This window comes from Pseudoalteromonas spongiae UST010723-006 (assembly GCF_000238255.3).
Classification (GTDB): Bacteria; Pseudomonadota; Gammaproteobacteria; order Enterobacterales; family Alteromonadaceae; genus Pseudoalteromonas; species Pseudoalteromonas spongiae.
On sequence record NZ_CP011040.1, the window covers coordinates 663,110 to 686,453 of the forward strand.

25 protein-coding genes are annotated in these 23,344 nt (G+C 41.6%); 16 read left to right on the plus strand and 9 right to left on the minus strand.

Going from position 1 to position 23,344, the window contains the following annotated elements; all coding sequences use genetic code 11:
- Positions 1-151: 151 nt before the first annotated feature.
- Positions 152-751: a hypothetical protein gene (locus tag PSPO_RS17195; protein ID WP_010559314.1), complete on the plus strand. Its 600-nt coding sequence runs from the start codon at positions 152-154 to the stop codon at positions 749-751.
- Between the two features lie 38 nt (positions 752-789).
- Here the strand turns inward: PSPO_RS17195 and PSPO_RS17200 are convergent, their stop codons facing one another.
- Positions 790-2,001, minus strand: coding sequence for a M24 family metallopeptidase (locus PSPO_RS17200; RefSeq protein WP_010559313.1), 1,212 nt, complete (start codon positions 1,999-2,001; stop codon positions 790-792).
- A gap of 141 nt (positions 2,002-2,142) precedes the next feature.
- On the opposite strand from PSPO_RS17200, the gene PSPO_RS17205 reads away from it, so the two are divergent.
- Together PSPO_RS17205 and PSPO_RS17210 are read left to right on the plus strand one after the other, a co-directional pair.
- Positions 2,143-3,030: a cation diffusion facilitator family transporter gene (locus PSPO_RS17205; RefSeq protein ID WP_021033026.1), complete on the plus strand. Its 888-nt coding sequence runs from the start codon at positions 2,143-2,145 to the stop codon at positions 3,028-3,030.
- Positions 3,031-3,138: 108 nt separating this feature from the next.
- A complete protein-coding gene (locus PSPO_RS17210; protein ID WP_010559311.1) occupies positions 3,139-3,666 on the plus strand; it encodes a GNAT family N-acetyltransferase in 528 nt (175 codons plus the stop codon).
- A gap of 76 nt (positions 3,667-3,742) precedes the next feature.
- On the opposite strand, the gene PSPO_RS17215 is transcribed toward PSPO_RS17210, so the two are convergent.
- The 7 genes from PSPO_RS17215 to PSPO_RS17245 all read right to left on the minus strand — a co-directional run bounded on the left by PSPO_RS17215 (position 3,743) and on the right by PSPO_RS17245 (position 9,102).
- A complete protein-coding gene (locus tag PSPO_RS17215) occupies positions 3,743-4,177 on the minus strand; it encodes a hypothetical protein (protein ID WP_010559310.1) in 435 nt (144 codons plus the stop codon).
- Between the two features lie 146 nt (positions 4,178-4,323).
- Complete coding sequence (locus tag PSPO_RS17220; RefSeq protein ID WP_010559309.1) at positions 4,324-5,667, minus strand: tetratricopeptide repeat protein; 1,344 nt, start codon at positions 5,665-5,667, stop codon at positions 4,324-4,326.
- A complete protein-coding gene (locus PSPO_RS17225) occupies positions 5,664-6,302 on the minus strand; it encodes an energy transducer TonB (protein ID WP_010559308.1) in 639 nt (212 codons plus the stop codon). Before PSPO_RS17225 ends, PSPO_RS17220 begins: the two co-directional genes overlap by 4 nt.
- Positions 6,299-6,700, minus strand: coding sequence for an ExbD/TolR family protein (locus PSPO_RS17230; protein ID WP_010559307.1), 402 nt, complete (start codon positions 6,698-6,700; stop codon positions 6,299-6,301). Before PSPO_RS17230 ends, PSPO_RS17225 begins: the two co-directional genes overlap by 4 nt.
- Entirely contained in the window at positions 6,690-7,070 is a 381-nt protein-coding gene (locus PSPO_RS17235) for a MotA/TolQ/ExbB proton channel family protein (protein WP_010559306.1), read from the minus strand. The genes PSPO_RS17230 and PSPO_RS17235 overlap by 11 nt, the downstream gene beginning before the upstream one ends.
- The gene (locus PSPO_RS17240) at positions 7,067-8,347 is read right to left on the minus strand and encodes a MotA/TolQ/ExbB proton channel family protein (protein WP_010559305.1); all 1,281 of its coding nucleotides are present in this window, start codon (positions 8,345-8,347) and stop codon (positions 7,067-7,069) included. Before PSPO_RS17240 ends, PSPO_RS17235 begins: the two co-directional genes overlap by 4 nt.
- Positions 8,344-9,102, minus strand: coding sequence for a DUF3450 family protein (locus PSPO_RS17245; RefSeq protein ID WP_158523462.1), 759 nt, complete (start codon positions 9,100-9,102; stop codon positions 8,344-8,346). Before PSPO_RS17245 ends, PSPO_RS17240 begins: the two co-directional genes overlap by 4 nt.
- A gap of 232 nt (positions 9,103-9,334) precedes the next feature.
- On the opposite strand from PSPO_RS17245, the gene PSPO_RS17250 reads away from it, so the two are divergent.
- Complete coding sequence (locus PSPO_RS17250) at positions 9,335-9,964, plus strand: class I SAM-dependent methyltransferase (protein ID WP_010559303.1); 630 nt, start codon at positions 9,335-9,337, stop codon at positions 9,962-9,964.
- A 77-nt stretch (positions 9,965-10,041) separates the two neighbouring features.
- Here the strand turns inward: PSPO_RS17250 and PSPO_RS17255 are convergent, their stop codons facing one another.
- The gene (locus PSPO_RS17255) at positions 10,042-11,853 is read right to left on the minus strand and encodes a flavodoxin domain-containing protein (protein WP_158523463.1); all 1,812 of its coding nucleotides are present in this window, start codon (positions 11,851-11,853) and stop codon (positions 10,042-10,044) included.
- A gap of 231 nt (positions 11,854-12,084) precedes the next feature.
- Between PSPO_RS17255 and PSPO_RS17260 the strand changes: the two genes are divergently transcribed.
- The 12 genes from PSPO_RS17260 (at position 12,085) to PSPO_RS17315 (ending at position 23,275) form a co-directional block, all read left to right on the plus strand.
- Positions 12,085-12,714 carry a PepSY-associated TM helix domain-containing protein gene (locus PSPO_RS17260; protein WP_010559301.1) on the plus strand — a complete coding sequence of 210 codons (630 nt, stop codon included), beginning with the start codon at positions 12,085-12,087 and terminating at the stop codon, positions 12,712-12,714.
- An 11-nt stretch (positions 12,715-12,725) separates the two neighbouring features.
- Positions 12,726-13,199: a DUF2271 domain-containing protein gene (locus PSPO_RS17265; RefSeq protein ID WP_010559300.1), complete on the plus strand. Its 474-nt coding sequence runs from the start codon at positions 12,726-12,728 to the stop codon at positions 13,197-13,199.
- Positions 13,200-13,201: 2 nt separating this feature from the next.
- Positions 13,202-14,023 carry a DUF4198 domain-containing protein gene (locus PSPO_RS17270; RefSeq protein ID WP_010559299.1) on the plus strand — a complete coding sequence of 274 codons (822 nt, stop codon included), beginning with the start codon at positions 13,202-13,204 and terminating at the stop codon, positions 14,021-14,023.
- Between the two features lie 6 nt (positions 14,024-14,029).
- Complete coding sequence (locus tag PSPO_RS17275; protein WP_010559298.1) at positions 14,030-14,350, plus strand: hypothetical protein; 321 nt, start codon at positions 14,030-14,032, stop codon at positions 14,348-14,350.
- Positions 14,334-14,852, plus strand: a complete 519-nt coding sequence (locus PSPO_RS17280; RefSeq protein WP_010559297.1) for a hypothetical protein — start codon at positions 14,334-14,336, stop codon at positions 14,850-14,852. Before PSPO_RS17275 ends, PSPO_RS17280 begins: the two co-directional genes overlap by 17 nt.
- 8 nt (positions 14,853-14,860) lie before the next feature.
- Complete coding sequence (locus tag PSPO_RS17285) at positions 14,861-15,757, plus strand: metal ABC transporter solute-binding protein, Zn/Mn family (protein ID WP_010559296.1); 897 nt, start codon at positions 14,861-14,863, stop codon at positions 15,755-15,757.
- Positions 15,754-16,467 carry a metal ABC transporter ATP-binding protein gene (locus PSPO_RS17290; RefSeq protein ID WP_010559295.1) on the plus strand — a complete coding sequence of 238 codons (714 nt, stop codon included), beginning with the start codon at positions 15,754-15,756 and terminating at the stop codon, positions 16,465-16,467. The genes PSPO_RS17285 and PSPO_RS17290 overlap by 4 nt, the downstream gene beginning before the upstream one ends.
- 7 nt (positions 16,468-16,474) lie before the next feature.
- Positions 16,475-17,365, plus strand: a complete 891-nt coding sequence (locus PSPO_RS17295) for a metal ABC transporter permease (RefSeq protein ID WP_010559294.1) — start codon at positions 16,475-16,477, stop codon at positions 17,363-17,365.
- Positions 17,358-18,158 carry a hypothetical protein gene (locus PSPO_RS17300; protein WP_010559293.1) on the plus strand — a complete coding sequence of 267 codons (801 nt, stop codon included), beginning with the start codon at positions 17,358-17,360 and terminating at the stop codon, positions 18,156-18,158. The genes PSPO_RS17295 and PSPO_RS17300 overlap by 8 nt, the downstream gene beginning before the upstream one ends.
- 12 nt (positions 18,159-18,170) lie before the next feature.
- Entirely contained in the window at positions 18,171-19,106 is a 936-nt protein-coding gene (locus PSPO_RS17305; protein WP_010559292.1) for an EF-hand domain-containing protein, read from the plus strand.
- A 66-nt stretch (positions 19,107-19,172) separates the two neighbouring features.
- Positions 19,173-20,558, plus strand: a complete 1,386-nt coding sequence (locus PSPO_RS17310) for a DUF2271 domain-containing protein (RefSeq protein WP_040641731.1) — start codon at positions 19,173-19,175, stop codon at positions 20,556-20,558.
- A 350-nt stretch (positions 20,559-20,908) separates the two neighbouring features.
- Positions 20,909-23,275 (plus strand): TonB-dependent hemoglobin/transferrin/lactoferrin family receptor, encoded by a 2,367-nt coding sequence (locus PSPO_RS17315; protein WP_010559290.1) that lies wholly within the window; start codon positions 20,909-20,911, stop codon positions 23,273-23,275.
- Positions 23,276-23,344 lie beyond the last annotated feature (69 nt).

The window sequence follows — 23,344 nt, forward strand, 5'->3', positions numbered from 1 at the left end:
CAAAATCACCGTCGAAACATTGAGTTAAATCAAAAATTTCGATAAAGTTTGTACAACTTTATGGGGACATTTGTTACCTAGAGCCCGTTCTTCTCTATAAAAAATTAACAATTCATACGTGGAAGGCTCTAAATACAAGAAAGGTTGGGGCATGGAATTATCACAAGAAGAGTTAGCTTTTTTCTCTAATATGTTTGCAGACAAATCAACACCTGAGCAAACTGAGGAGTCAGGCCATGCGCTTAGCATTAAATCTGAAATTCCAAGCAATCTTTATCAAGTATTTGAGCAATCTAAACTGACATTACTGGCTGAGATTAGTCATTATCAGTTGTGGTTTCCGCTCGAAATGACAATTGAGAACGGTGAGTTTAAACCAGTTCTTGGTACCCCTGAAATCGTCGATATTCAAAATGGTGAGCGCAGTTGGCGTGGCGGTGATTTTGTTAATGTGGAATTGCAAGACCAAAAAGGTAAAGCACACGACTTATTGTCACTTTCAAGTACCGGCATTGCGTTTCGAGTGAGCGACCGTCGTAGCCTTAAGCGTATTTTAAACGAAAAGTCGTTATGTATTAGCTTACCTAACGAAGAACAAGTGGCACTAGAATTTGAAGCAGTGCGAGTGGAGCGCGATGTTGTAGCTGCGAAAATTGCCAAAGTTCAACGCGGACGTGACCGTTTAAGAAAGTTTTTGTTTAACTTACACCGTAATGAAAACCAACAACTTTATCAGGGATTGCAGTCATAAAGCGCAGCATACTCTAGTAAGCTGCGCTTTTGTGGCGTTTATGCCAAACCAAATGGGTCGTCCACGCTATGCGCTGGCTGTGTAAACCACTTTGGACCTTCATCTGTCATGTAAAAATGATCTTCAAGTCTGACACCAAATTTACCCGGTAATACCAACATCGGCTCGTTACTAAATACCATACCTTTAGCAAGTGGTGTGGTGTCGCCTTTTACTAAATAGGGTGATTCGTGAATATCCATGCCACAACCATGACCTGTACGGTGTGGTAAACCTGGAAGTTCGTATTCTGGACCAAACCCAGCAGCATCAATTACCACGCGGGCAGCCGCATCGGTCACTTCACAAGCTTGCCCAATTTTGGCGGCATTAAATGCAGCGATTTGCGCTTCTTTTTCTACTTGCCATACAGCACGCTGTTCGTCAGTTGCCTCACCATACGCATAAGTACGCGTAATATCAGAATGATAGCCTTCAACAATACAGCCGGTATCAATCAGTACCCAATCATTTTCTTGTAGTACTTGAGGATCTTTTACACCATGGGGGAAAGATGTTGCTAAACCGAACAGCACAATGCAAAACGATGAACCTGATGCTCCAACCTTTTTATGAGCTTGGTTGATAAACGCTTCAACTTCGCTTGTCGTAATACCAGGTTTTAAAATGCTTGCTGCGGCTTTATGCACTTCTAATGTCATATTTTTCGCGGTTTGCATCAGCGCAATTTCCGCATCAGATTTACATTCACGGCAAGGCGCGGTAATAACATCAGCGTTAATCACTGTAAGTTGCGGGTTTGCTTTTATAATGCCGTCGACAAGAAAATAACCAGCGCTTGGGTCGACAGCAAGTTTGCCTTCGTTGATCCCCTGTTTTTGCAGTATTTCTGCAATTAACGCGTAAGGGCTTTGATGTTCATGCCAGCCAAAAAACTCGCCATTTAGCTTCATGTAATCGTTCAGTGAACCTTGTTCGAAATGTGGGGCGACGTAACATAGCTCTCCTTTTGCTGGCAAAATAGCACCAACTAAACGCTCGCTTTTGTACCATTTTAAACCGGTAAAATAGGTTAGGTTAGTACCCGCGTCAATATACATAGCTGCAATGCCTTGCTGTTGCATTAATGATTGCGCTTTTTGTAAACGGGCGTTGAGTTCGTCGTTTGAAATTGGCGCAACCTGTTGCGTCATATTATCTAATTTGGCTAAAGCTTGTTCTATTGTGCTGCCACCTACACCTATCGTCATATGAAAATACTCTTTATTGTATGCAATATGCAAAATCTATCATTTTATTTTAGGTTTTAGAAGCGCTAGGAGTGATTTTATGAAAACTAACCGTTATAATTGAAACACTATAACATTTTAGTTTCTAACTTATCCCCATTCATGACAGATATCACCACCCATAAAACTGCAAGGCGCCGTTTACTCATCGCCCTTTCTATTACAAGCACTTTTATGGTGATTCAATTTATTGTTTCGTTTTTTGCCAATTCAATGGCAGTACTGGCCGATGCTGGCCATTTATTTGTTCATAACAGTTCGTTGGTAGTGGCGTTAATCGCCTCAAGCATTGCGATTCACCTAGCAAAAAACTATAACGCGGGTTATAAAAAAGCAGAGCTCATAGGTGGCTTAATTAACGGTATTTTGTATTTAGCCATCGCCGCGACGATTATTTTTGCCAGTACCAATAAGCTTGTAAATCACGCAGAACACTCTCATGAAGTAAATACCTTTTTAATGACGGCAGTATCTGGTCTAGGTTTTTTATTTCATGCTGCATCGGCCTACGTGTTGTATCAAGGGCGCAAAGAAAGCGTTAACGTTTACGCGGTATTCTTACACAGCTTTTTAGACTTGTTATCGACGGTATTAACATTCAGCGCCGGCATAGTGATTTATTTTACCGGCTGGGTAGATATCGATATTTTCTCAAGTTTAATTATTGCCACTTTTGTCCTCATAACAGGTTTTCGAGTGATCAAAAAATGCATTGATGGTCTAGTTGAAACTGATAGCGCATTACCTGCAGCGACCGATATCGAATCACGATTAACCAACCTAGAACACATTAGTAGCGTTCACAATGTAACGGTTGATAAGCAAGGCAGTAAAACTATCGTCGGCGCACACATTGTTTTAAAGCCGAGTTGCACCAAGGAACTTCATCACGATTTATGTCAATTAGCCGTCGAAAAGTGCTTGTTGCAAGAATTTTTGGTAAAGCACAGCGTACTGCAAATTGAAGCGCATCAGTGTAAACATTGTTGATTTATTAATACGTTAATCGTAATCTGATGTGTAAAAGGGCCTAAAAGGCCCTTTTTTATTTTTTAAAGAAACTATACCAATGATTTAGAGCGCTTAACGAGGTGAATAATGTATACTCTAGCGGTTGATAACACGTTAAAACTAGCGTTAGTTGATGCCAAGTTTGCAACGGCGTATTTTGATATCGTAACAAAGCAACGTGATTATTTAAGTCGTTGGTTGATTTGGCCAAGCCATGCCGACAGCATTGCGTTTTTCTCGAATTTTATTACTCACTCACTGATTGATTATGCTAATGGCAAGTCGCTGGTGTGTGCCATGATTTATCAAGGCGAATTAGTGGGAAATGTGAGTTTTAATTCCATTGATCATACGCTTAAAAAAGTTGAAATTGGTTACTGGCTTAGTTGTGATTTTCAGGGCAAGGGCATTGTTACGCGCGCCGTTACTAAATTGATTGAACTGGCGTTTACGCAATACGAAATGGAAAAAGTTGAGATTGCAGTTGCCGTTAACAATACTGCAAGCCGAAATGTCTGTGAGCGTCTTGGGTTTTCGTTAGAAGGGGTAATTACACGTGCCGAGAATCTTAATGGCAACATAGTCGACCATGCTATTTATGGTTTACAACGCTAGTTAATCTGAGCGTTCGGTCAGTGATTATTAAAGGTTGGGATTGCGCTAATCTCGCGCACAATCCCGAATTGTGGGGTTAGCTTAATACCTTAATTTGTTCAAGTGACGACACCCGGATATGAGTTTGAAAATAGTATTTACCCGTTCTTTTTCCATTTGAAACAAAATCGATAATTTCGCGTTTTGCTTCACCCGTAACTTCAATCACTTTGCCTGTGAAAAACGCGTTAGGCGCTTTGCCATAATTTTTGGTAAATTCTGGTACCACTGAAGGCGATAATACAATGGCTACTGCACGTCGGTCGCGATAATCGTGTTCAGTGTTAAGGTAAACTTCACCATGGCGTGAACTTCCGGTAGCTTTAACTAAAAATTTAAATGTACCTTGTACACCATCAGGCGCATTGTCTTCGGCTTGCGCGATTAAGTTCATGGTGTCTGCAACGTCAATATTTGTTGTTGAGTTACATGCGGTTAAAAATAGACTAAGCGATAAAATTAGATACTTCACTAGTTACTTTCCTTGTATTTAATGTATAGAAAGTGCACGTAAAACTGATAAGAGAAAACATGCACGTGACCGATATTACATCAGATTCAAGTAATCAAAAAGCTTAATTAGAGCAAAAACTCAATCTTCATTGTAATTCTTATCTGTTATTGAACGCGTTTTAATCGCTCTAGTTGTTTAATATTGGCTAGTAAATCACGTCGTGTTGGGTTTTCACGGTACGCATTATTTAATAGTGTGATCGCACGCTCATATTGACCTTGGTCAATTGCGATTTGCGCGCTGAACAACCACGCTTGCTCTTTATAATTATCAAGGCTACTTGCCCGCACATAATAATTATTTGCCTGCGAGAGTTGTTTTTTATGTTGATAAAGTTGGCCAAGTTGAAGTAAGGCTTTGCCGTTACTGGCATCGGTTTCAATTGCGCGAGTTAAGTATTGCTCGGCTGTTTTGGTCTTACCATTTCGCTCTGCTAACAGTGCTAGATAAGTTAACAGCATGCTTTGATGTTTAAAGTTAAGCTTAGTGCTGTGTTTTTCAAGCACTGACGCAAGTACTTGTGCTTGCGATACGTTATTTTGGTTTATCAAAACCGTTAATGCGTTAACGATTTGTGTTAAATGAGCGGGGTCATCTTTGTTGATTATTTCTGTTAATAATTTGACAGCGGCGTCACTGCTACCGTGGTTTAAATGGAGTTGGGCAATAAGTAATAGATTGGTTGGGTTATTATTGCCAAGACGTCTTGCTACTTCAATACTTGCGAGGGCGTTCTTTTCTTTACCTTGCTGCAATTGAATTTGGCTAAGATGCAACCAAAGATCAGCCTCGTTAGGTGTGTTTTCAATTAGTTGGTTAAGTAAAACCGTTGCTTCGTTTACATCGCCGGCTTGGGTTAACGCCCATAACAATCCTTTTTTGTAATCAAGGCTATCTGGTTGTAAAAAAAGCGCTTGTCTAAACCCAGCAATGGCGGCGTAGGGTTGAGCTTGCTGCATATGCAAATAAGCTAATTGTGCAAACAAACTTGCATCTTGATCACCTAATGTTAATGCACTCGCGAGATATTTTGCTGCTTTTTGATTATCTTCCAACTTTAAATAAATTGCGGCAAGTGCGCGGTGGCTTGGCAGTAAATCGGGTCTTTTTGATAGTGCATGGCGAAAAGCACGCTCGGCGTGCGCTAGCTGTTTTACTTGTAGTGCTATTTGACCAACCGCTTGCGCGAGCGCAGGGCTTAATGTGTTAATTTCTAAGTGCTTTACCGCTTGCCACGCGCCGTTATAGTCGGATTTGGCAAGTAGTGGCTTTATTGTTGTTGCAATGGTTTGTTCGTTAGCCGTGAGCTTAGCAGCATCTTGTGATAATAAACCGTATTTAATTTCAAAATCCCAACTTGGTTTAGTTATCGCGATATCGACGTGTGCGCTGCTAGAAGCTGCACTAGTACAAATGAATAGCAGTGTTAAGAACAGAGTAATTTTCATATGGTTTCTACTTCAATAGGCCAGTTAAAGCGCGCTTTTACGTTCTCGCCATTTTTTTTAGGCGGGGTAAAGCGGGCAATTTTAACAATACGTTTTATTTCTTTTTTAAAGCTGGGAAATGGATTCTCTTTAATATCAATTAGCGTCACTTTGCCTTGTTCGTTGATTAATATATCAAGCACAATGTCAAAACGCTTTACGCCGCTGCGTCGTATCTTTTTGGGTACGTTGAATTTGAGATTCGCAAGTGATCGTGGTAAGGAATCTAAGTCACTCAAACCAAATGCCTGCCAATCAACATCTAATGAGTCGCTCCAGTTGATGTCATCTACCTGAAAAGTGATATCAATTGGCTGTTGTGTATAGGTTACCTCTGGTTTTACTAAACTCATGGTGATTTGTGGGCCCTCACCACTTGCGCTAATAGCAATTTGCGGAGTGTCTACGTGTGGCTGCGTCATTGGTGGCGGAGGAGGAGGGGGCGGCGGTAAACTCACGGTCTCAATATTGCGCACTGTTAGCGGTTTTTGCACACCTGTAGTCAAAAAACGCGAAAGCATCACAAGGGAAAGTGCTGATGCAAGAATTGCAAAAGCAATCAGTAAGGCAATTGAATGCGAAGTTACTTTCTTCATTGTGTGGCAATGCTCACATTGCTCGCGCCCGCGAGTTTACTTTCGTCAATTACTTGTACCAAAAGCTCGGTTGGTACCAGTTTATCAGCCTGAATAACCACCGCGCGTTGCTTGTCTTTTGTCAGTTGGCTAACAATCGAACGTACGCCGGCAACGCCAATATTGCTGCCATCGTAAACCACTTCTTTGGCGTTAGTAATGGCAATCATAATTAGATTGCGCTCTAGTTTTTGTTGTGATAATGCCTGAGGCTTATCAACCTCTACCCCCGTTTCTTTTACAAAAACCGTGGTAACAATAAAGAAAATAAGCAATATAAACACCACGTCGATTAATGGCGATAAATCGATGTGTTGCTGTTGCTCGTTTTGTAATCGTTGTTTTAGGTTAGCTTGCATGGCGCTCTACTTCATTTAAGCTGCGATTAACTAGGCTGTAGAGGATCCAAGCAGGCACGGCCAATAACAAACCAAGTTGTGTTGTAAATAGGGCGTCTGATATGCCGGCGGTTAAACTGTTGCCCAAGGCCATTGTTTCGCCATAAGACATGGCAACAAAGGCATCTAATAATCCCATAATTGTGCCAAGCAAACCTAATAGCGGTAGCGCGCAAATACATAAATTGAGCGATTGTTGCCAAAAGCCAAGGCCACAGCAACACACCTGTTTGCGGGCAATAAAGGCATACACCAAACGGTAATAAACAAACAGCGCGAGCGCTAAAATGGCGATTACAATAGGATGAGATAATTCGTTTAATGTGATCATGCCGCGCCTTTGTGTAATTCTATGTTTTGGTTAAAGTTAAATTGGCTAAGTGAAATGGCACACTGTTCAAGTTGATGATAGTAGCTTTTAACTTTTCGTGACAAAAATGCATGACAAAGTAACGCCGGAATAGCCACAACAAGGCCGAGCTCGGTTGTTACGAGCGCCTCTGAGATGCCACCTGATACTGCAGCCGGGTCGCCTGCGCCAAACAAGGTCATTAATTTAAAGGTTTCAATCATGCCGCTTACTGTTCCCAAAAGGCCAAGCAGTGGCGCAACTGCAGCTGTTACAGCAATTGCACCAAGTAAGTTATCGAGTTGCTTCTTTTGTTCGTTTAAGGCATTGAACAGTGAATCATCTCTTAATTGGCCAATTGGAGTGCGTTGACAAATTTCGACCAGTTCGGTTTGCCAGCTGCCCAGTTTCAATGTGCTGTGCTCACCATTAAGGTTAGATAAGCGCTCTGTTACTGCGGGCACGATTTTGTCGAGCCTTGCAAGCTGAACCAGTTTGTAAATTGAAATAAGTAACGCGAAAAGTGCAAACAGTAATATCGGTGCGACCCAAACACCGCCTTTGCTGATGTGCGAAATAATGTTCTCTTGCTGTTTTAAGCTCATGGTAGCGCGGCCGTTGCTTGGGTCGATTGGCAATAACGCACTGCCGGTGTCTTTTAGCTGCGTTAGTGCATCATGCGCATTTTCTAGTAATACAGCGACTTCATTGTGCTGGCTAGATTTTTCAATTAAACCCGCAGCATTATCGCTTTTAAAATAAGTGAATGGGCCAATATCAATTAGCTCAGCTTGATGTGTATTTCCATCGCTAAATACAACCTCACTTTGATAAAACAGCCCCTGCCTTTGTTGTGTTTCGTCAAAGCTTTTTTTTGCAAGTGCTAATAACTCTGTTAAGTCGTCACTTTTTGGCGTGATTTCGCTTTCACTTAAATAACGAGTTAACAGGTGTGTTTGATATTGCGACTGTTGCTGCCATTGTTTTAAGCGATTTTCAACGTCTTCTATCGACAGTGCTGCTTCATCTTGTGCGCGTATTACGCCTTCAGTTTCTTTACGCAGTAACAGAACAGCGTTTTCAGCGTTAAGCAATTCGCGGCTGAGATTACTATTCTCACGTGCCAATTGTTTTTCGGTTTTGTTGAGTGCAGCTTGCGCACTGTTAATATCGTGTTGTAACGATTGAATTACGTCGCTTGCTTTAAGCGGGGCTACAACACAAAGCAACGCAGTGACTAACCATAAATATAGTTTCATTGTGTTTGCTCCAAGGTTACCGGTAGAGCGATAAAATCGGCTTCTTGTCGTTGCTGTAACATGGCCTTTGCTTTTACAAAGTCGGCATAAGGCATTTCATTATTGAGTTGCCATTGCCACTGATTGTTTGCAACAAACCCAATGCCAGTCTGTGTACCATCTGGCGTACTCATATAGGCAAGCTTTTCACCGATGTAGATTTGTTCAAGTAACACGTGTTTACCTGTTGCTAGTGTGATTTTGGACTTTTCAAAACTTATGCGCTGACTAAACGCTTGGCGTTTGCTTTGTAGTAGTAACAAAACTTCAAGGGTTTCACTGTCAGTCGATGCATCGGTAATTTGTAAAAGCGATTGCCGCCATGTGTTTGCTAAAGGAGGGGGCAGGCTTGTTATCTGGCTGTGAGCGTAACTAATTGATTGTTCGAGCCACAATGCAAGCTCGTGTTGCTCAGATTCAAGTTTAGATTGCGCGCGTAAAATCTGATTACGGCGCTCACTGACTTCATCATTGTGCTGCTTGCTTTGTGCGAGTTTTTCTTTTAATCGCTGTTTTTCAATATTTAATAAACTTAATCGTTGCTCAAGCAAAGGTTTTTGGCTTTGCCAATCGGCTATCAGTTGATTACGTTGTTTATGTAAGTTAAGCCATTTATCGACCAGTAATTGATAGTCTTTTACGGTACTTGCGTGGCTTTCAAACAGACAGGCGGTAGCAATTAATAGCGCCAAGTTTATTTTTTTTGGAGTCTTCATAGTGACAAAAAAATTCGCCAGTAGTGACATAGCGCCACACCAGCGTTAGTTATAAATTAAATATATTGCAAATGATAACTGTTATCATTACTATCTACAACTAAAATAAACTCACTATTAAACTTAAATTCTTGAATCGTGCATTGTCTTTGCAACTAAATGAGCAATGCTGCGAAAACTACACACCTAACAAGTGTTTCCTTAACTTGTTAAGAAAAAGGAGTTTCAACAGATGATAGCGTTAAATAATCAATGGCAGCAGTTTGCGACTGATTTTGAAAATCGTAACAATTATGTCGTGGGTAAATTGGAGATAGACCGTATTAAAACGCGTCTTTCAAAGTTTTATGGTACGGGTCATGTGCTAGAGCTCGGTTGTGGTAATGGCACTTATACTAAAGTGATGGCTGACAATGCAGAGTCGGTTACTGCAACAGATGTAAGTAGGGAAATGTTAAATGTATGCCAAAAGCGCTTATGTGATTGCGATAACGTAAAAACTCAGTTAGCAGATGGCTTTAATTTACCTTATCGCGATAACAGCTTTGATACTTTGTTTATGGCTAACCTATTACACGTTGTACCTGAACAAAATAAGCTACTTAAAGAGTGTCATCGCGTATTAAAACCGTTTGGTCAGGTGATTGTAATGAGCGTTACCATGTATAAAATGTCACTGATTAATCGTGCAAAGTTATTGTATCGTTACCATAAAACCTATGGTAAAAAGCCGACGCACAGCACAGTACTCACCCCTGATTTGTGTCAAAGCTTGTTTAACGCTTCTGGTTTTGAACTTAAAAGCCAAGAGTTATTAGGTACTAATACTCATGCTTTGCTGTGTCAGGGCATTAAACGCTAATTCAAAGGGCGGTTTTATAGTAAATCGCCCTTAGTTTTAAATGTAGTTAACGATAATAAATTGTCTTTATCAACTAGCTAGTAAAGATCCACTCTAATGCGTTTAGCTTCTATAAGTGATTGGTAGACGTGCTCTTCTAAAATTGATTTAAGACAGCTGATAACTGATTCGCCAAACCCTTTTTGTTTTCCGCATAAATAAATCATTGCGTTATCGTCACGCATCCACTTTTTAATACTGCTAGCATGTTGCTCTAGCTGTTCAGTAATATAACCACCACCGTCGCGTGACCAGGCTGGGGTAAAGTGAGTCAGTGATTTATCGCTAAGCATGGCATTAATTTCATCTTTAAAATAAAAATCCGTACTCTTTGATTGCTCACCGAAGAATAGCCAAGCGGGTACACGCTGCTCATTGACTGACATACCTTTTAGTAAGCTGATTAGTGGCGCAATACCCGTGCCAGCACCGATTAAAATGGTGGGGCAGTGGCGTTTAGGTAGATGGAAATTTGCATGATGCCTAATACGAGCGCTTATCAGTTCATTTTCACTCAGATCACACAGGTAATTTGAGGCAAGTCCCGGTTTACCTAAGTCATCGAAGTGCCTACGCACAAAAATCTCTAATTGAGATTCGTGTGGTGCGCTTGCAATTGAATAAACCCGAGGTGGTAACGGCGTTAACACATCGACAAGTTGTTGAGCTGATGTAGCGCTTTCACCAAGCCAATTCGATTGCCTTACTGCTTCAAATAGTGGCATTTCAGTATTTTGAAAAATGACCTGTTGCTGACAATCAAAGCCTTTTTCACGTAGCATTTGTTGACACTTAATCGCGTCGTATTTGGGTATTACTTCCAAAAGATCGCCAGCTTGATAAGTGAGACACTCGTTTTTAAAGGTTATTCTATGTGCAGCGCGCTTAGGCTTTTGTGAGTTCACTAAAATGTTACTGTGGGTACTAAGAAGGTGATAGTTATCAGTCAATGAAACGGTCGATTGCTCCTTGCCAATAAAGTGGCTAATTTGTTGCCACCAATTGCTAATGGCATCTTTATCACCGCGGTCCACTTCAATAACATCGGTAATTTGCTGTGCACCTTTTGATGATAATAAGTGTGCAAGCTGATGGCCAAACGCACAAAAATGCTGATAGGTACGATCGCCAAGCGCCAAAATTGAGAAATTCACCTTGCTAGTTAGCGTTTGCGTTTGCTTCATTTTATTAAGAAATGTCACCGCGGTTTCTGGCGGTGCACCTTCGCCATAGGTGCTAGCGATTAAAAGCACTTGGCGATACTGGCCTAAACAATCAGGTGTGAGAGAAGACAAACAACGCAGATCAAAGGTATTCGGTAGCTGTTTATGAAAGCGCTCTGCAATCGACATCGCAGTGCCTGATTGACTGGCGAATGCAAGCAAGGTACTCGCGGTTTGACTACGGGCATTCAGTAAACTGTAACAGCAGGCATAAAACACAAAACAGATACTCAATATACCTATTGATGTATACAGTGATAAGCCGTTGTTTACGTCTAGGTTAAACAAGGTAAAGCAGCCACTAAATAGGACACATGCAACAAAACAAAGGGCAAATAGCGATAGTTTTTGCTGCCGTTTTTGCTTCCAAAGAACCAATGAAATTACCACAATTACAGCACAAAACAATAAGCCGATTTGTTCTAATAGGTGGGCGATGGCGAGTTGTCTGCTAGACAGATAATTGATTATCTCAAACTCTTGGTTAAGCACAATTAAGCGAGTTTCATCGAAAAACTCAAGTTGTTTAATGGTAAAACTATCGAATACTTTTTCGCCATTACTGTGTTGCGTAACCCCCTCAATTGAAAAGCGTGTTTGCGTATGGCTTGAATTTAACGAGAACATCCACGCCCATAAAACAAAGCCCAATAGAAAAAGCAATTTTATAAATAAATTCAATAAATACGATAAGTTAGTGTGCTGAGAATTAATAAGGTTTTTGCCATATTTGACTAGCTGAAACATGTTTAATTTATAAATCGAAATGAAAATAATTATCATATGCTATTGCAAAGTGTCAGCGAACGCTAGTAGAATTTGCCCGACAAATAAGTAGACCGAAGATTTTTTAGTGGTATGGCAAGGTCAAATAGCCAAATGCAATTCGATGTTAGTTATGTATCTCGCATTATGCGCAAAATACACATTTTCAGTGCAATGCCGGTATTGGTGTTGATGGTGTTTTTTGCAATTACGGGCATTTACCTAAACCACCCCGATTGGAAAGGTGGTGACGTTGAAAAACAACAGCAAACCATTGCGCTGCCAAAAAGTCTTACCGATTTACCCGACTGGCCAACTCATTATGCGAGCCACAGTTTAACCTTGCTGCATTGGCTTGATGTTGAACATGGCGTATCGGGTGTTGACTTCGAAATTGATTGGGATGAATTAGATAGTCTGGTCATTTTGAATTTATCTGGCCCAAATGGTAGCACGCTAATTGAGGCATTTATTGAAGAAGGGCAAGCACATGTTGATACACGACGCTTATCCCTTATCGATATGCTGAACAATGTTCATCGGGCAAAGCACGTATCGGGCTTATGGAGAGTGCTTTCAGATATTAGCGCGATTTGTATGGTGCTGTTTTCGATCAGCGGTTTTTGGCTGGTTTTGGTTAACCGCATGGAGCGCAAAAACGCCAACATCGCTTTGCTACTCGGTAGTAGCTTGTTTGTCTTTATCATTACTTTAATGCATTAGGAGACGTATCGATGCTTAAGCAGTTAATTGCAGTGACTTCCCTTTTGTTTGCATCTGTCGCTGCGCATGCAAATACCTTAACAGTTGAATTTGAATTACCGAGTTTTACCACCGGCGACTACCACAAACCTTACGTTGCAATTTGGGCTGAAAGTAAAGCGCAAAATCAAACGTTGTTGCTTTGGCACTTAACTAAACGAAAAGAAGATAAATGGCTGGTGGATATTCGTCGTTGGTGGCGCAAACAAGGGCGTTATGGCGACATACCAGATGGTGTGACTGGCGCGACAAAAGGCCCTGGAAAATACAGCGAAACACTTGATGTTGGCGATTTAAGCCAATTCAAACTGTTTATCGAAGTGGTACGTGAAGACGGCGGTCGTTCACTGTTAAAAACGCCAATCGACTTCTCAGATAACCAAAAACGCTATCACTTAGACGCTGATAAAGAAATTGGCGCTGTAACAATTATCAAAGGAAAATAATAATGAAATCCAAATTTGTAAACGTAACCGCAGGGCTAACACTTGCTTTGGCATCAGGTTTAGCAAGTGCCCATGATATTTATATTTGGCCAAGTTACTTTACGGTGAATAGCGAAAAGGCGGTTGACGTGCCAGTTCAAATCACCGCGTCACACACCACATACAGACCTGATTTTGCAATGCCAAGTGAAGGCGTTAAAGTATTCGCTACCGACGGCAAACAGGTTCGTCGTATTGGCAGCTTTTATCAAGGTGCGCGTTTTTCAACATTCGATTTAGGTGTTGAGGGCGAAGGCACATATGCACTTGAATATCATCGCGGTCCAAACTATCACTCGCGCTACAAAATTGGTAAGCGAGACACTGAAAAACATATCCGCGGCAATAAATCACAGGCAAAGGCTAATGCACCAAAAGGCGCACGAGATTTAGAAACGGCATCATACACAACCATTGCAATGTCGTACGTGACGAATAAAGCACCCAGCAACGATGTACTGAAAGCAAAAAATAAAGGTTTTGAAGTATTACCAATCACCCATCCGTCAGATTACGTGACCGGTGAAGATTTAACGGTTAGCTTGTTGTTTAACGGCAAACCAGTGGCAAATCAAGATGTGCTGATTGAGCTGGAAGCCCCTCAATACAGCGAAAATCCAAAAGCCCTTGAACTGAAAAGTGATAAAGATGGCCTTGTGAGCTTCAATTTTGCAAAAGGCGGGCGCTACATGCTAAAGGTTAATCATAAAATCGATAGTACCGATGCTGAAGCGGATGTAGAAATTACCCGCGTGTACTACGCATTTGAAGTGATTTTTGAGTAAATCACGATGAAAAAGCTGATTTCCCCTGTGATTGGCATGTTGTCTTTAGCGCTATGCGCTAAAGCACATGCCCATTTTCCAACGCTAAACTGCCATGTCAGCAATACAGATGCAAAACTGCTTAGCTGCACCGCAGGTTATTCTGATGCCAGTCTAGCAGGTGAAGTAATACTCAAAGTGTACTCATACGATGAAGCGTTACTGCGTGAAGTAAAAACCGAGAGTGATGGCAGCGTGTCGTTTAGCAAGCCAAACGGCGAGTTTTATATTGTGTTTGACGCCGGTCATGAAAGCCCTGCCGAGTTTGATTATGCCGAACTTGAATAAACGCGCGTTTTATCAAGCGGGCTTTGTGGAGATTGTGCCGCAGCAAGATGGGCGTAAAGAAAACGCCTATTTTGTCGTGGCTATTGTGTCAATACTTGCGCTTGCAGCATTACTTCTTGTGTTCACGGTAGGCGAGCGAAGTAAACGTGTTGCACTGCCGGCAAATATTGTAAGCCTTAGCACCCAATTACAAAATGCCGCAGAAGAAATCGCTATTTTATCCAGTGTAGGCGAATTGGCTATGAGGCCTACATTAGACGAGCTGATCACCTACCAGATTGACCCTTTTTCCGAGCGTGAATTTGAATCACCGAAATCAGGGTGTTTTATACATCAACACGATAACTACCAATTACGCCTTAACTTTCAGGATTCGGGCTGGCAAGTGATGTGGCGCGAACAAACTCATAGCGCGACAGCGCACGCACATCATGACGATAACGCGCTTTGCAATAACAATAATAAATGGCAACACGTAAGTAGCCAGACTAACCAAAATTAGAGGTTCGCTTGTTTTATAAAATTATGTTTAGTGTGATGGCGTTTTGCATCACGTTATCGAACGCATATGCACAGCACGGTAAGCTGCATGTCGGTACGACCTTACACCCTTATTATGCCTATGTGGCAAATATTGTGGGTAACCAAGGTGAGGTAATTCCGCTAATTGAAACGGGATTTAATCCACACAATTACAGTTTAAGCCCTGCCGATATTGGCCGTTTAAAAAACATGGACGCACTGGTCGTTAACGGTATTGGTCATGATGATTTTGCACTCGATGGTTTTAATCGCATAAAACCGCAAGGCGTTACACTGATAAAAGCCAACGACCAAGTGCCGCTGCTGCGCAAAAACCATAAGGTGAATCCACATACCTTTGTTTCTATCGATGCGGCAATTCGCCAAGTTTATGCCATTGCAAAATCTCTTGGTCAATTGGCGCCTGAGCACGCTAAGTATTTTAGTAAAAACGCTTTTTTATATGCCAAAAAATTGCGAGCTTTAAAAAAACCAGTGCAAGATATTTTAATCAATCATGATTTATCGAATGTACGAATAGCGAGCACCCACAACGCGTATGGTTATTTATTGCAAGAGTTTGGCTTAACCGTTTCAGCGGTTGTTGAGCCCGCGCACGGGGTCTCACCAAGTGCGTCGCAGCTACAACAAACGATTAATGAAATTAAAAAAGCCGACATAGATGTGCTGTTTACAGAACTTAATATGGCAAACAGCTATGTTGATGTAATTGAAAAAGCGACCGGCATTAAAGTGTATCACTTTTCGCATATGACCCATGGTCAGTACAGCCAAGACTTGGTTGAACGCGAAATGAAACACAACCTAACTATGCTCGCCAAAGCGTTGACATTTGCTGCATCAAAATCAGGTAACACGCTATGACAATTCATGCTCCTATCGTATGTGTTAGTGACTTAAGTGTCAGCATTAACAACAACCTGCTGTTAAATGACGTTAACTTGTCGGTACCTGCGGGAATTTGGCTAGGCGTGGTTGGGCCAAATGGCGGTGGTAAGTCAACATTGATTAAAGCCCTCATGGGGCAAGTGCCACACCGCGGACAAATCGCGTTAGATTGGCCGGAGCAAAGTGGCAGGCGAATTGGTTATTTACCACAAATTGCGGTTATTGAGCCCTCTTTACCGATAACCGTAAGCGATTACCTCACTATGGTATGCGATACCCGCCCAGTTTGGTTTCGGCATAAGCAAAAGCAAGCAATACGAAATGCTATGACGCGTTTGCAAATTGAATCCTTTAATAACAAACGCCTTGGTACATTATCGGCTGGCGAAAGACAACGCGTTTTACTTTGCGCTGCGTTAATTAATCAACCGGATATTCTGGTGCTAGATGAACCACTTGCCGGTGTAGACAAAGAAGGCCATGCACTAATTCTCAATGTGTTATCAGAATTTCACCAAGCGGGTGGCAGCGTGATTATGGTTGAACACCACTGGCAAGTAGTGGAGCTGTATTGTCAGTTTGTTGCGGTAATTGATGGGCAACTGGTTGACTATGGTCCAATTGAACACGTATTTGGCCGCTTAAAGCCGAATGTCGCACCATTTGAGTTAGCAACATCAGCGTAGGAACATTATGTTGGACCTAGTACATACATTCTTTTCAAATCTAGTGAATATTGGTCTGTTGCCAGAAATGTTCAGCTATGGTTTTTTGGTTAATGCCTTTTTAGCGTCTTTGCTAATTGGCCCTTTGTTGGGAGCATTAGGCACCTTAGTAGTGGTGAAACGCTTAGCCTTTTTATCAGAAGCAGTTGGTCACTCAGCACTCACAGGCGTATCCATCGGTATTCTACTTGGCGAGCCAATTACCGCACCTTGGATCAGCTTATTTGCGTTTTCATTATTGTTTGCCTTGTCGTTGCAGTGGGTGCGAGGGCGCACGACCGTGCCTTATGACGCATTAATTGGCGTCTTTCTGGCGTTTGCCTTGGCAATGGGGGCAGCGCTTTTAATGTTGGTTGCACAACAAGTAAACGCCCATTTAGTAGAGCAAGTGTTATTTGGTTCGGTACTCACCGCGAACGAACAAGACTTACTTATTTTAGTAGTGATGTTTGTCATTATTGCGGTGCTTGCATGGCGTTTTTCAAATCAAGCATTCTTAACGGCAATAGCGCCTGAAATTGCAAAGAGCCAGCGCATTAACACTAAGTTGCATGATTATGGCTTTGTTGTGCTTATTGCCTTGATGACAGTCGCTGCCGTGAAAATTATCGGTGCAATTTTAGTTGGTGCATTGTTGCTTATTCCTGCGGCAAGTGCGCGATTATTAGCCCATAACTTACGCAGCATGTTGCTATGGTCAGTAATGATTGCAACAACCAGCGCATTAATTGGTGTGTTGCTGCCAATGTATATGCAATGGGCTGTTACAACTGGGCCCGCAATTATTTTAACCGCCTGTTGTTGGTTTGTGTTTGCCATTAGCGTGCACAGCGTAAAAGGAGTAAGCACCCGTGCGTAATCTTATATTAGCCATGTTGTTAACCTTAATGCCTTTGACTGTAGGTGCTTCAGCGGCAAGCGAAAGTAAGCTTTTGAAAATTGTCACTGTGAGTCCAATAAGCCATAGCTTAGTGACAGCAATGGTTGAAAATACGCCTATCCAAGTGACTTATTTACCGCCAAAGCGTTTACCTGTAAGTCGCATCCCAAGCTGGATTGAGAAAAACAAAACGCGCAAATTTGACCAGTTTGATGCGTATGTATCAATGCGCTCAGTAAAGCCACAATTTGATTTATATGCCAGTGTGCGCCAAAGCAATATTCGTGTAGTTGAAATTGACATTGCTGAGGCCCTGTTGCCAAAGGGCGAGAAAGTCGTGTTAATAAACCAACAAGAGTATTTTTGGCTTAATAATAACAACTTACTACTTATGCTAGGCATTTTGAAGCGTGATTTAGTGAGCCTTTGGCCTCAATTCTCTGTGATGTTCAATGCAAATCAACAAGCGCTATCGTCGCAAATTCGCAGTATTAATCGCGCAAGTAATGAGCTGTTAATTAAGCATGACGTTGCATTTATGGTGGCAAATGCGAAACAGGCGCCGTTTGTTAATGGCTTTGCGACAGATTTAGCGACCCAGCAAGACGCACAAGCCATAGGCCTAAATTACTTATTAGTCGACAAAGTTAAGAAAACGCCATCGCCCAACACCTGGCATATTGATGATTTTAGTCGATTTAACAAAGCGCCATTAATTGCGCGCTTAAAAAACAATCATAACGCATTATCCCAAACACTTTATCAATTATAAAAGAGGTTGAAAATGAAAGGTCCAATTAAAACCTTATCGGCCATTGCTGTGGTTGCAGCAATTAATAGTTTTTCAGTTGTAGCAGCAGAAAAATCCCATTTTAGCTATAGCTGGATTGATACTTGGGATACAGATAACAACCAACAAGTAACGATTGAAGAGTTTTTTAAAGCACGAAAAACACGCTTTGACCTTGCCGATGAAAATAAAGACGGTCTAGTGAACTTAGATGAATACCGTAACGAATACGAAAATCGTCTCGACCAAAAAATTGCACAAGAGCGTAAGCAAAGCGTTAAGCAAACAAAAATGCGCTTTAACGCAATGGATAAAAACGACGACGACATAATGTCGAAAGACGAATACATGGATGTTGCAAAGCGCGGTTTTGATTTTTTTGATACGGATAAAAACGGCATGATCACCGATGAAGATCCGAAACCTGAATATAAACCGCGTAAAAAAACTGAGCAAAAAAGCGAAGAAGAAATTAAAAAACAACAACGCGAGCGCAAAATAGCCAGTGCGAAACGTGTTGTAAAAATGCCAACAACTCATAATAAAAAGGGCATGGTTGCGATTTACGACGCTAACGGCAATGGCAGTGTGTCTTGGCAAGAATATATGGCAGTACGTGAAGAAATGTTCGCAAGAACAGATGAAAACGGTGACGGCCAACTGGTGTTTGACGAATATTTAGCAGAGTTTGAAAACCGACTTGATACGCAAATTGCAAAAGCCCGTGAAAAACGCGTAGCACGTACCGATAAACGCTTTGCAATTCTTGATGTAGACAGCAATGGTATGACATTTGAGGAGTTTCAATTGTCAGGTGTGCGCAGTTTTGTACGTTATGACAAAAACAAAGACGGCAAAGTTGAGTTTGATGAAAAGGCTAACACGCAAGTAGCTAACCGCGATGCCAAAAAACAAGACAGTAAACTGTAACGGTTGCGGGTCAAAAATTTCAAACATTCAGGGGGAGTAATCCCCCTTTAAATTTAAAAAAGGTAAATGATGCGTTTTGTGGTTTTAATCGCAGCACTTGTGTGCGGATTTAACGCAGTGGCAAAACAGTACGCCACAACGGCCTATTTAGGCACATCTGTTCAGTTTACTATAGAGAATGTATCAGCGACTGAGCAAGACCAAGCGTTTGAGCTAGTTAAACAAGAGTTAACACGCTTGAACACGATTTTATCGCGCTATAACAAAAGTAGTTCCCTTTCGATTTTAAATCGTGAGAAACAACTAAAAAATGCACCTGTTGAGCTTATCGACGTACTCAAGTTATGTCAGCAATGGCAAGTAAGTACTGCTAACCACTTTAGTTGTCGACTAGGCAGTATTTTACCAATTTGGCAACAGGCTGAACAAACGCAAACTATGCCATCGCGCATTGAGGTAAGACGCGAGGCCCGTTCGTTACGCGATAAAACAATCTTAATTAATGGGTCGCACATCACCCTTGATGAGGAACTAACGCTTGATGTTAATGGTATCGCGAAAGGGTTTATCATAGATAAAGTGTATGACTTACTTGTTGCCCGTTATAGTGAAAGCCGCTTTAAAATTGATATTGGCGGCGATGGTCGTCATTACGGCGCGTGGCCAATCGCATTTACAAACCCAAATGTTAAGAACGCAACGCAGGTGATGTTAACTAATTTGGAAAATCACGCATATGCAGCAAGTGGCCTTGCGTTTCGTCATTTTCAAATTAAGCACAATACGTTTAGCCATATTTTTGCCCCCCGCGATGGCTGGCCAATTACAAAGCCTATCGGTGCTGCGGTAATTGCAAAAACAACTGCAAATGCCGATGCCATTGCAACCGCGTTAACCACAATGAATGGTGTAAATGCCATTGATTGGCTTAATAAGCATGACGTAGCAGGCGTATTATTTTTGCCTGACGGGCGCGTTGTTTATTCAAAAACATGGCAACAACGTGATGTATCAACACACAAGGCAAAGCTGACATTTGATTACACGATACCTGAATTTGATATTGCTGATTACCGTAAACCTTATGTTGCGATATGGCTATCAGATACCAAAGGGAATCCAATAAAACAAATGGCTATTCTTGGTGATAGTGAAAGGTGGTGGCAGCAAAGCAGGCGTTGGTGGCGAAAAGTAGGGCGCAAGGAAAATAGTGTTTTTCCACATCTTGCCCATGCAACGCGAAAGCCGGGGCAACACAGTATTAGTTGGTTTGGCGAGGACGATTTAGGCCAAATTGTCACTGAAAATGAATTGATATTGCATATTGAAGTTAGCCGAGAGCATGGTGATACCAGTTATCAAAAGTTGCCATTTAATCTCACGAAACAAGCCACAATAACTAAAGATGGCAAAGGGGAAATAGGGCAACTTAGCCTGACGATTACGCCGTAAAACTCAAGAATCGAAGAAATAGGCAATTCTGCTTAACACGCTCTAGCGTAAATTACATAAAAACGGCATACGGATTTGCCGCTTACTTTCTCAAAATACGCGCTTTACTTATATGCTGTTCTGCTCACGATAATTAAATTCAATGTGCAAACTTGGTTTTGACGAAAAATCACCAATAAAATTTATATTATTTTTAATATATCAATCATTTATTTGTTTTCCTGTAGTGGATTTAGCGCAGTTAACTGTATTGCGAAAAAAAGTATAATTTACCTTGCATTAAAAACGCGAATCATTATCATTACGTCCCGAGTGCGATGACTATGAATTTTAAATGTGAGGATACTCTTTTGCGCTTTACTCTATCTAAGCTAAGCACCGCAATTTCATTTGCATCAGTTGTTTCAATCGCGGGCGTAAGCCCATATGCCTTGGCAAATACGCAGGTCACAACACTAGAAAAAACAAAATTATCTGCCAACAAGCGCGTTGAATCTAAGTCACAAACGGAACTCGACAGCGTGTCAGTTTCGTCAAACCTAATGCAGGATATTAATGATGTTGCTGACTACATTCCAGGTGTAGACGTTGCAAGTATGGGCCGTTTTGGTAATAACGGTTTTAATATTCGCGGTATGGAAGGCGATCGTATTGCGATTACCGTTGATGGCTTAACCCAAGGTGAAACATTAGATCCCCCTTCATTTGCGCCTTATGAGTATTTTCGAGCGAGTCGTAACTCGACTGAAATTGAGCATATGAAAGCCATTCAAATTGTTAAAGGTGCAAACTCAGTAACCAGTGGTTCAGGTTCGCTTGGTGGTGCAGTGATGTTTACTACCATGAGTGCCTCAGATTTACTTGACGGCGATGAAAATCAAACCCGTGGTTATTTCAAGTTTGGTTATGATGAGCGCGATGAACAAGCGCAAGGCACAATTGCAGTGGCTAACAAGTTTGGTGGGCTAGAAACACTACTAATGTACACAAAACGCCAGGGCAGTGAATCTAGTAACCACTCTGGAAACCCAGATAAAACGGGTGCATCGCGCGAAAAACCAGATCCACTCGACTTTAACAGCGACGCAATGTTATTTAAAACCCAGTATCAATTTAATGACGTTCATGAACTAGGCTTTGTTGTTGAAAATGACGATAACCTGTCGCAAGTAGAAAACCTATCGCGCGTTTCAAGCAGTATTCAGCGCCGTTTTTCAGATGATGAACAAAATCGTGCCCGTTACGGTGTATTTTATTACTTAACACTAGATACCGTAGCATTTGATGAGCTGGAGGTACGTTTTGATTATCAAGATATATTCACCTCTGGTGTAACTAATATGCACTACGCGGCGTGTCTTGAATACTCACCGAGTTACCAATGCTTAGCGCTAGGAGAAGCGTATTTACGTCAAGAGCAACGCGAACTAACACAACAGACTTCGACCCTTGCATTTGATTTTTCAAAGCAACTAGTTACTGGGCAAATGCGCCACGATATTGTTTACGGTACAAGTTTTGAAACGCGTGAACTTGAAAATAATATGTGGGACCACCGTTACAATGGGCTGACAACTGATTCAGGTTATCAACAATTAAGACGCCCTCTTGCTGATGGCACCACCCATTATCCAATAAAAGATGCTAACTTTATTCCTCAAACAGACGTTGCGATTTGGAATGCGTATTTACGTGATAGCGTGACTGTAACAGACGCGTTAACGTTAGCTGCGGGATTGCGATATGACGATTACAGCTATCAGCCAGAGTTCGATCAGTATTTCACCAATGATCAAGGCCTTGTTAAAGACGTTGATATGAATGCATTTACTTGGCAGCTTTCTGCAAACTATGAAATAACACCAAATCACTCAGTGATTGTTGACCTTGGCACAGGTTTTAGAGCGCCATCTGTTGAGCAAGTTTATTATGGCTCACGCGGTGCAACGGTTGACGATTGGCAACTTGTACCAAACTATGATTTAAAACCTGAATCAGCATTTAATATGGAGCTCGGTTATCAATGGCAAAATGATAACGGCCGAGTACGTGTGTCGGTATTTGACAGTGAGTACACAGACTTTATTGATAATGTTACTTACACCCGCGATTTAGCGATACCAACAACAAAGCGCGTGTACGACCCATCATGTGGTTGTTACAAGCAAATGGAAGTCACGACAGATGACTATCAACGACCTGAAAACATCGGTGAAGCAAGTGTTCAAGGTGTTGAGTTAGATGCGCTTTATCGTTTTAACAATGGTTTAGAGTTGCGCGCTGCTTACACCCATTCTGAAGGTGAATATGACAATGGCGACCCAATGTTAACTGTTTCGCCAGACTCGGCAGTTGTCAGTGTTGGTTATGATTCAAAGTCACTATGGCGTGTTATGGCGCAAGTTCGTCACCAAGCTGAGAAAAAGGCAAGCGATGCATACACCACAAATGCACAAGGTGAGCAGGTTCAAGCGACTGATTTCCTAAGTGATACATCGACCGTAGTTGATTTAATCGCTAATTTCGATATCACAGATAACATGGTGATTAATATCGCGGCACGTAACTTATTCGATGAAGAATATTACAACTGGCAGCGCATTCGTTTTGTGTCAGAAGGTTCAGGTGGTTTTAGAGGCGGTGTTGCTAACGACGGCATTAAACGTTACTCAGAGCCGGGTAGAAGTGTTTCTGCCAACATTAACGTTAGATTTTAAGCGTTAATCAATCATAAATTTCCCGTTGGTTTAATAACAAAGCCTGCACTGTATGCAGGCTTTTTTATT

Coding starts and splice junctions, on each gene's coding strand:
- PSPO_RS17195 (WP_010559314.1), top strand. CDS start 152: ATGGAATTATCACAAGAAGAGTTAGCTTTTTTCTCTAATATGTTTGCA.
- PSPO_RS17200 (WP_010559313.1), bottom strand. CDS start 2,001: ATGACGATAGGTGTAGGTGGCAGCACAATAGAACAAGCTTTAGCCAAA.
- PSPO_RS17205 (WP_021033026.1), top strand. CDS start 2,143: ATGACAGATATCACCACCCATAAAACTGCAAGGCGCCGTTTACTCATC.
- PSPO_RS17210 (WP_010559311.1), top strand. CDS start 3,139: ATGTATACTCTAGCGGTTGATAACACGTTAAAACTAGCGTTAGTTGAT.
- PSPO_RS17220 (WP_010559309.1), bottom strand. CDS start 5,667: ATGAAAATTACTCTGTTCTTAACACTGCTATTCATTTGTACTAGTGCA.
- PSPO_RS17225 (WP_010559308.1), bottom strand. CDS start 6,302: ATGAAGAAAGTAACTTCGCATTCAATTGCCTTACTGATTGCTTTTGCA.
- PSPO_RS17230 (WP_010559307.1), bottom strand. CDS start 6,700: ATGCAAGCTAACCTAAAACAACGATTACAAAACGAGCAACAGCAACAC.
- PSPO_RS17235 (WP_010559306.1), bottom strand. CDS start 7,070: ATGATCACATTAAACGAATTATCTCATCCTATTGTAATCGCCATTTTA.
- PSPO_RS17240 (WP_010559305.1), bottom strand. CDS start 8,347: ATGAAACTATATTTATGGTTAGTCACTGCGTTGCTTTGTGTTGTAGCC.
- PSPO_RS17245 (WP_158523462.1), bottom strand. CDS start 9,102: ATGAAGACTCCAAAAAAAATAAACTTGGCGCTATTAATTGCTACCGCC.
- PSPO_RS17250 (WP_010559303.1), top strand. CDS start 9,335: ATGATAGCGTTAAATAATCAATGGCAGCAGTTTGCGACTGATTTTGAA.
- PSPO_RS17255 (WP_158523463.1), bottom strand. CDS start 11,853: ATGTTCTCGTTAAATTCAAGCCATACGCAAACACGCTTTTCAATTGAG.
- PSPO_RS17260 (WP_010559301.1), top strand. CDS start 12,085: ATGGCAAGGTCAAATAGCCAAATGCAATTCGATGTTAGTTATGTATCT.
- PSPO_RS17265 (WP_010559300.1), top strand. CDS start 12,726: ATGCTTAAGCAGTTAATTGCAGTGACTTCCCTTTTGTTTGCATCTGTC.
- PSPO_RS17270 (WP_010559299.1), top strand. CDS start 13,202: ATGAAATCCAAATTTGTAAACGTAACCGCAGGGCTAACACTTGCTTTG.
- PSPO_RS17275 (WP_010559298.1), top strand. CDS start 14,030: ATGAAAAAGCTGATTTCCCCTGTGATTGGCATGTTGTCTTTAGCGCTA.
- PSPO_RS17280 (WP_010559297.1), top strand. CDS start 14,334: ATGCCGAACTTGAATAAACGCGCGTTTTATCAAGCGGGCTTTGTGGAG.
- PSPO_RS17290 (WP_010559295.1), top strand. CDS start 15,754: ATGACAATTCATGCTCCTATCGTATGTGTTAGTGACTTAAGTGTCAGC.
- PSPO_RS17295 (WP_010559294.1), top strand. CDS start 16,475: ATGTTGGACCTAGTACATACATTCTTTTCAAATCTAGTGAATATTGGT.
- PSPO_RS17305 (WP_010559292.1), top strand. CDS start 18,171: ATGAAAGGTCCAATTAAAACCTTATCGGCCATTGCTGTGGTTGCAGCA.
- PSPO_RS17310 (WP_040641731.1), top strand. CDS start 19,173: ATGATGCGTTTTGTGGTTTTAATCGCAGCACTTGTGTGCGGATTTAAC.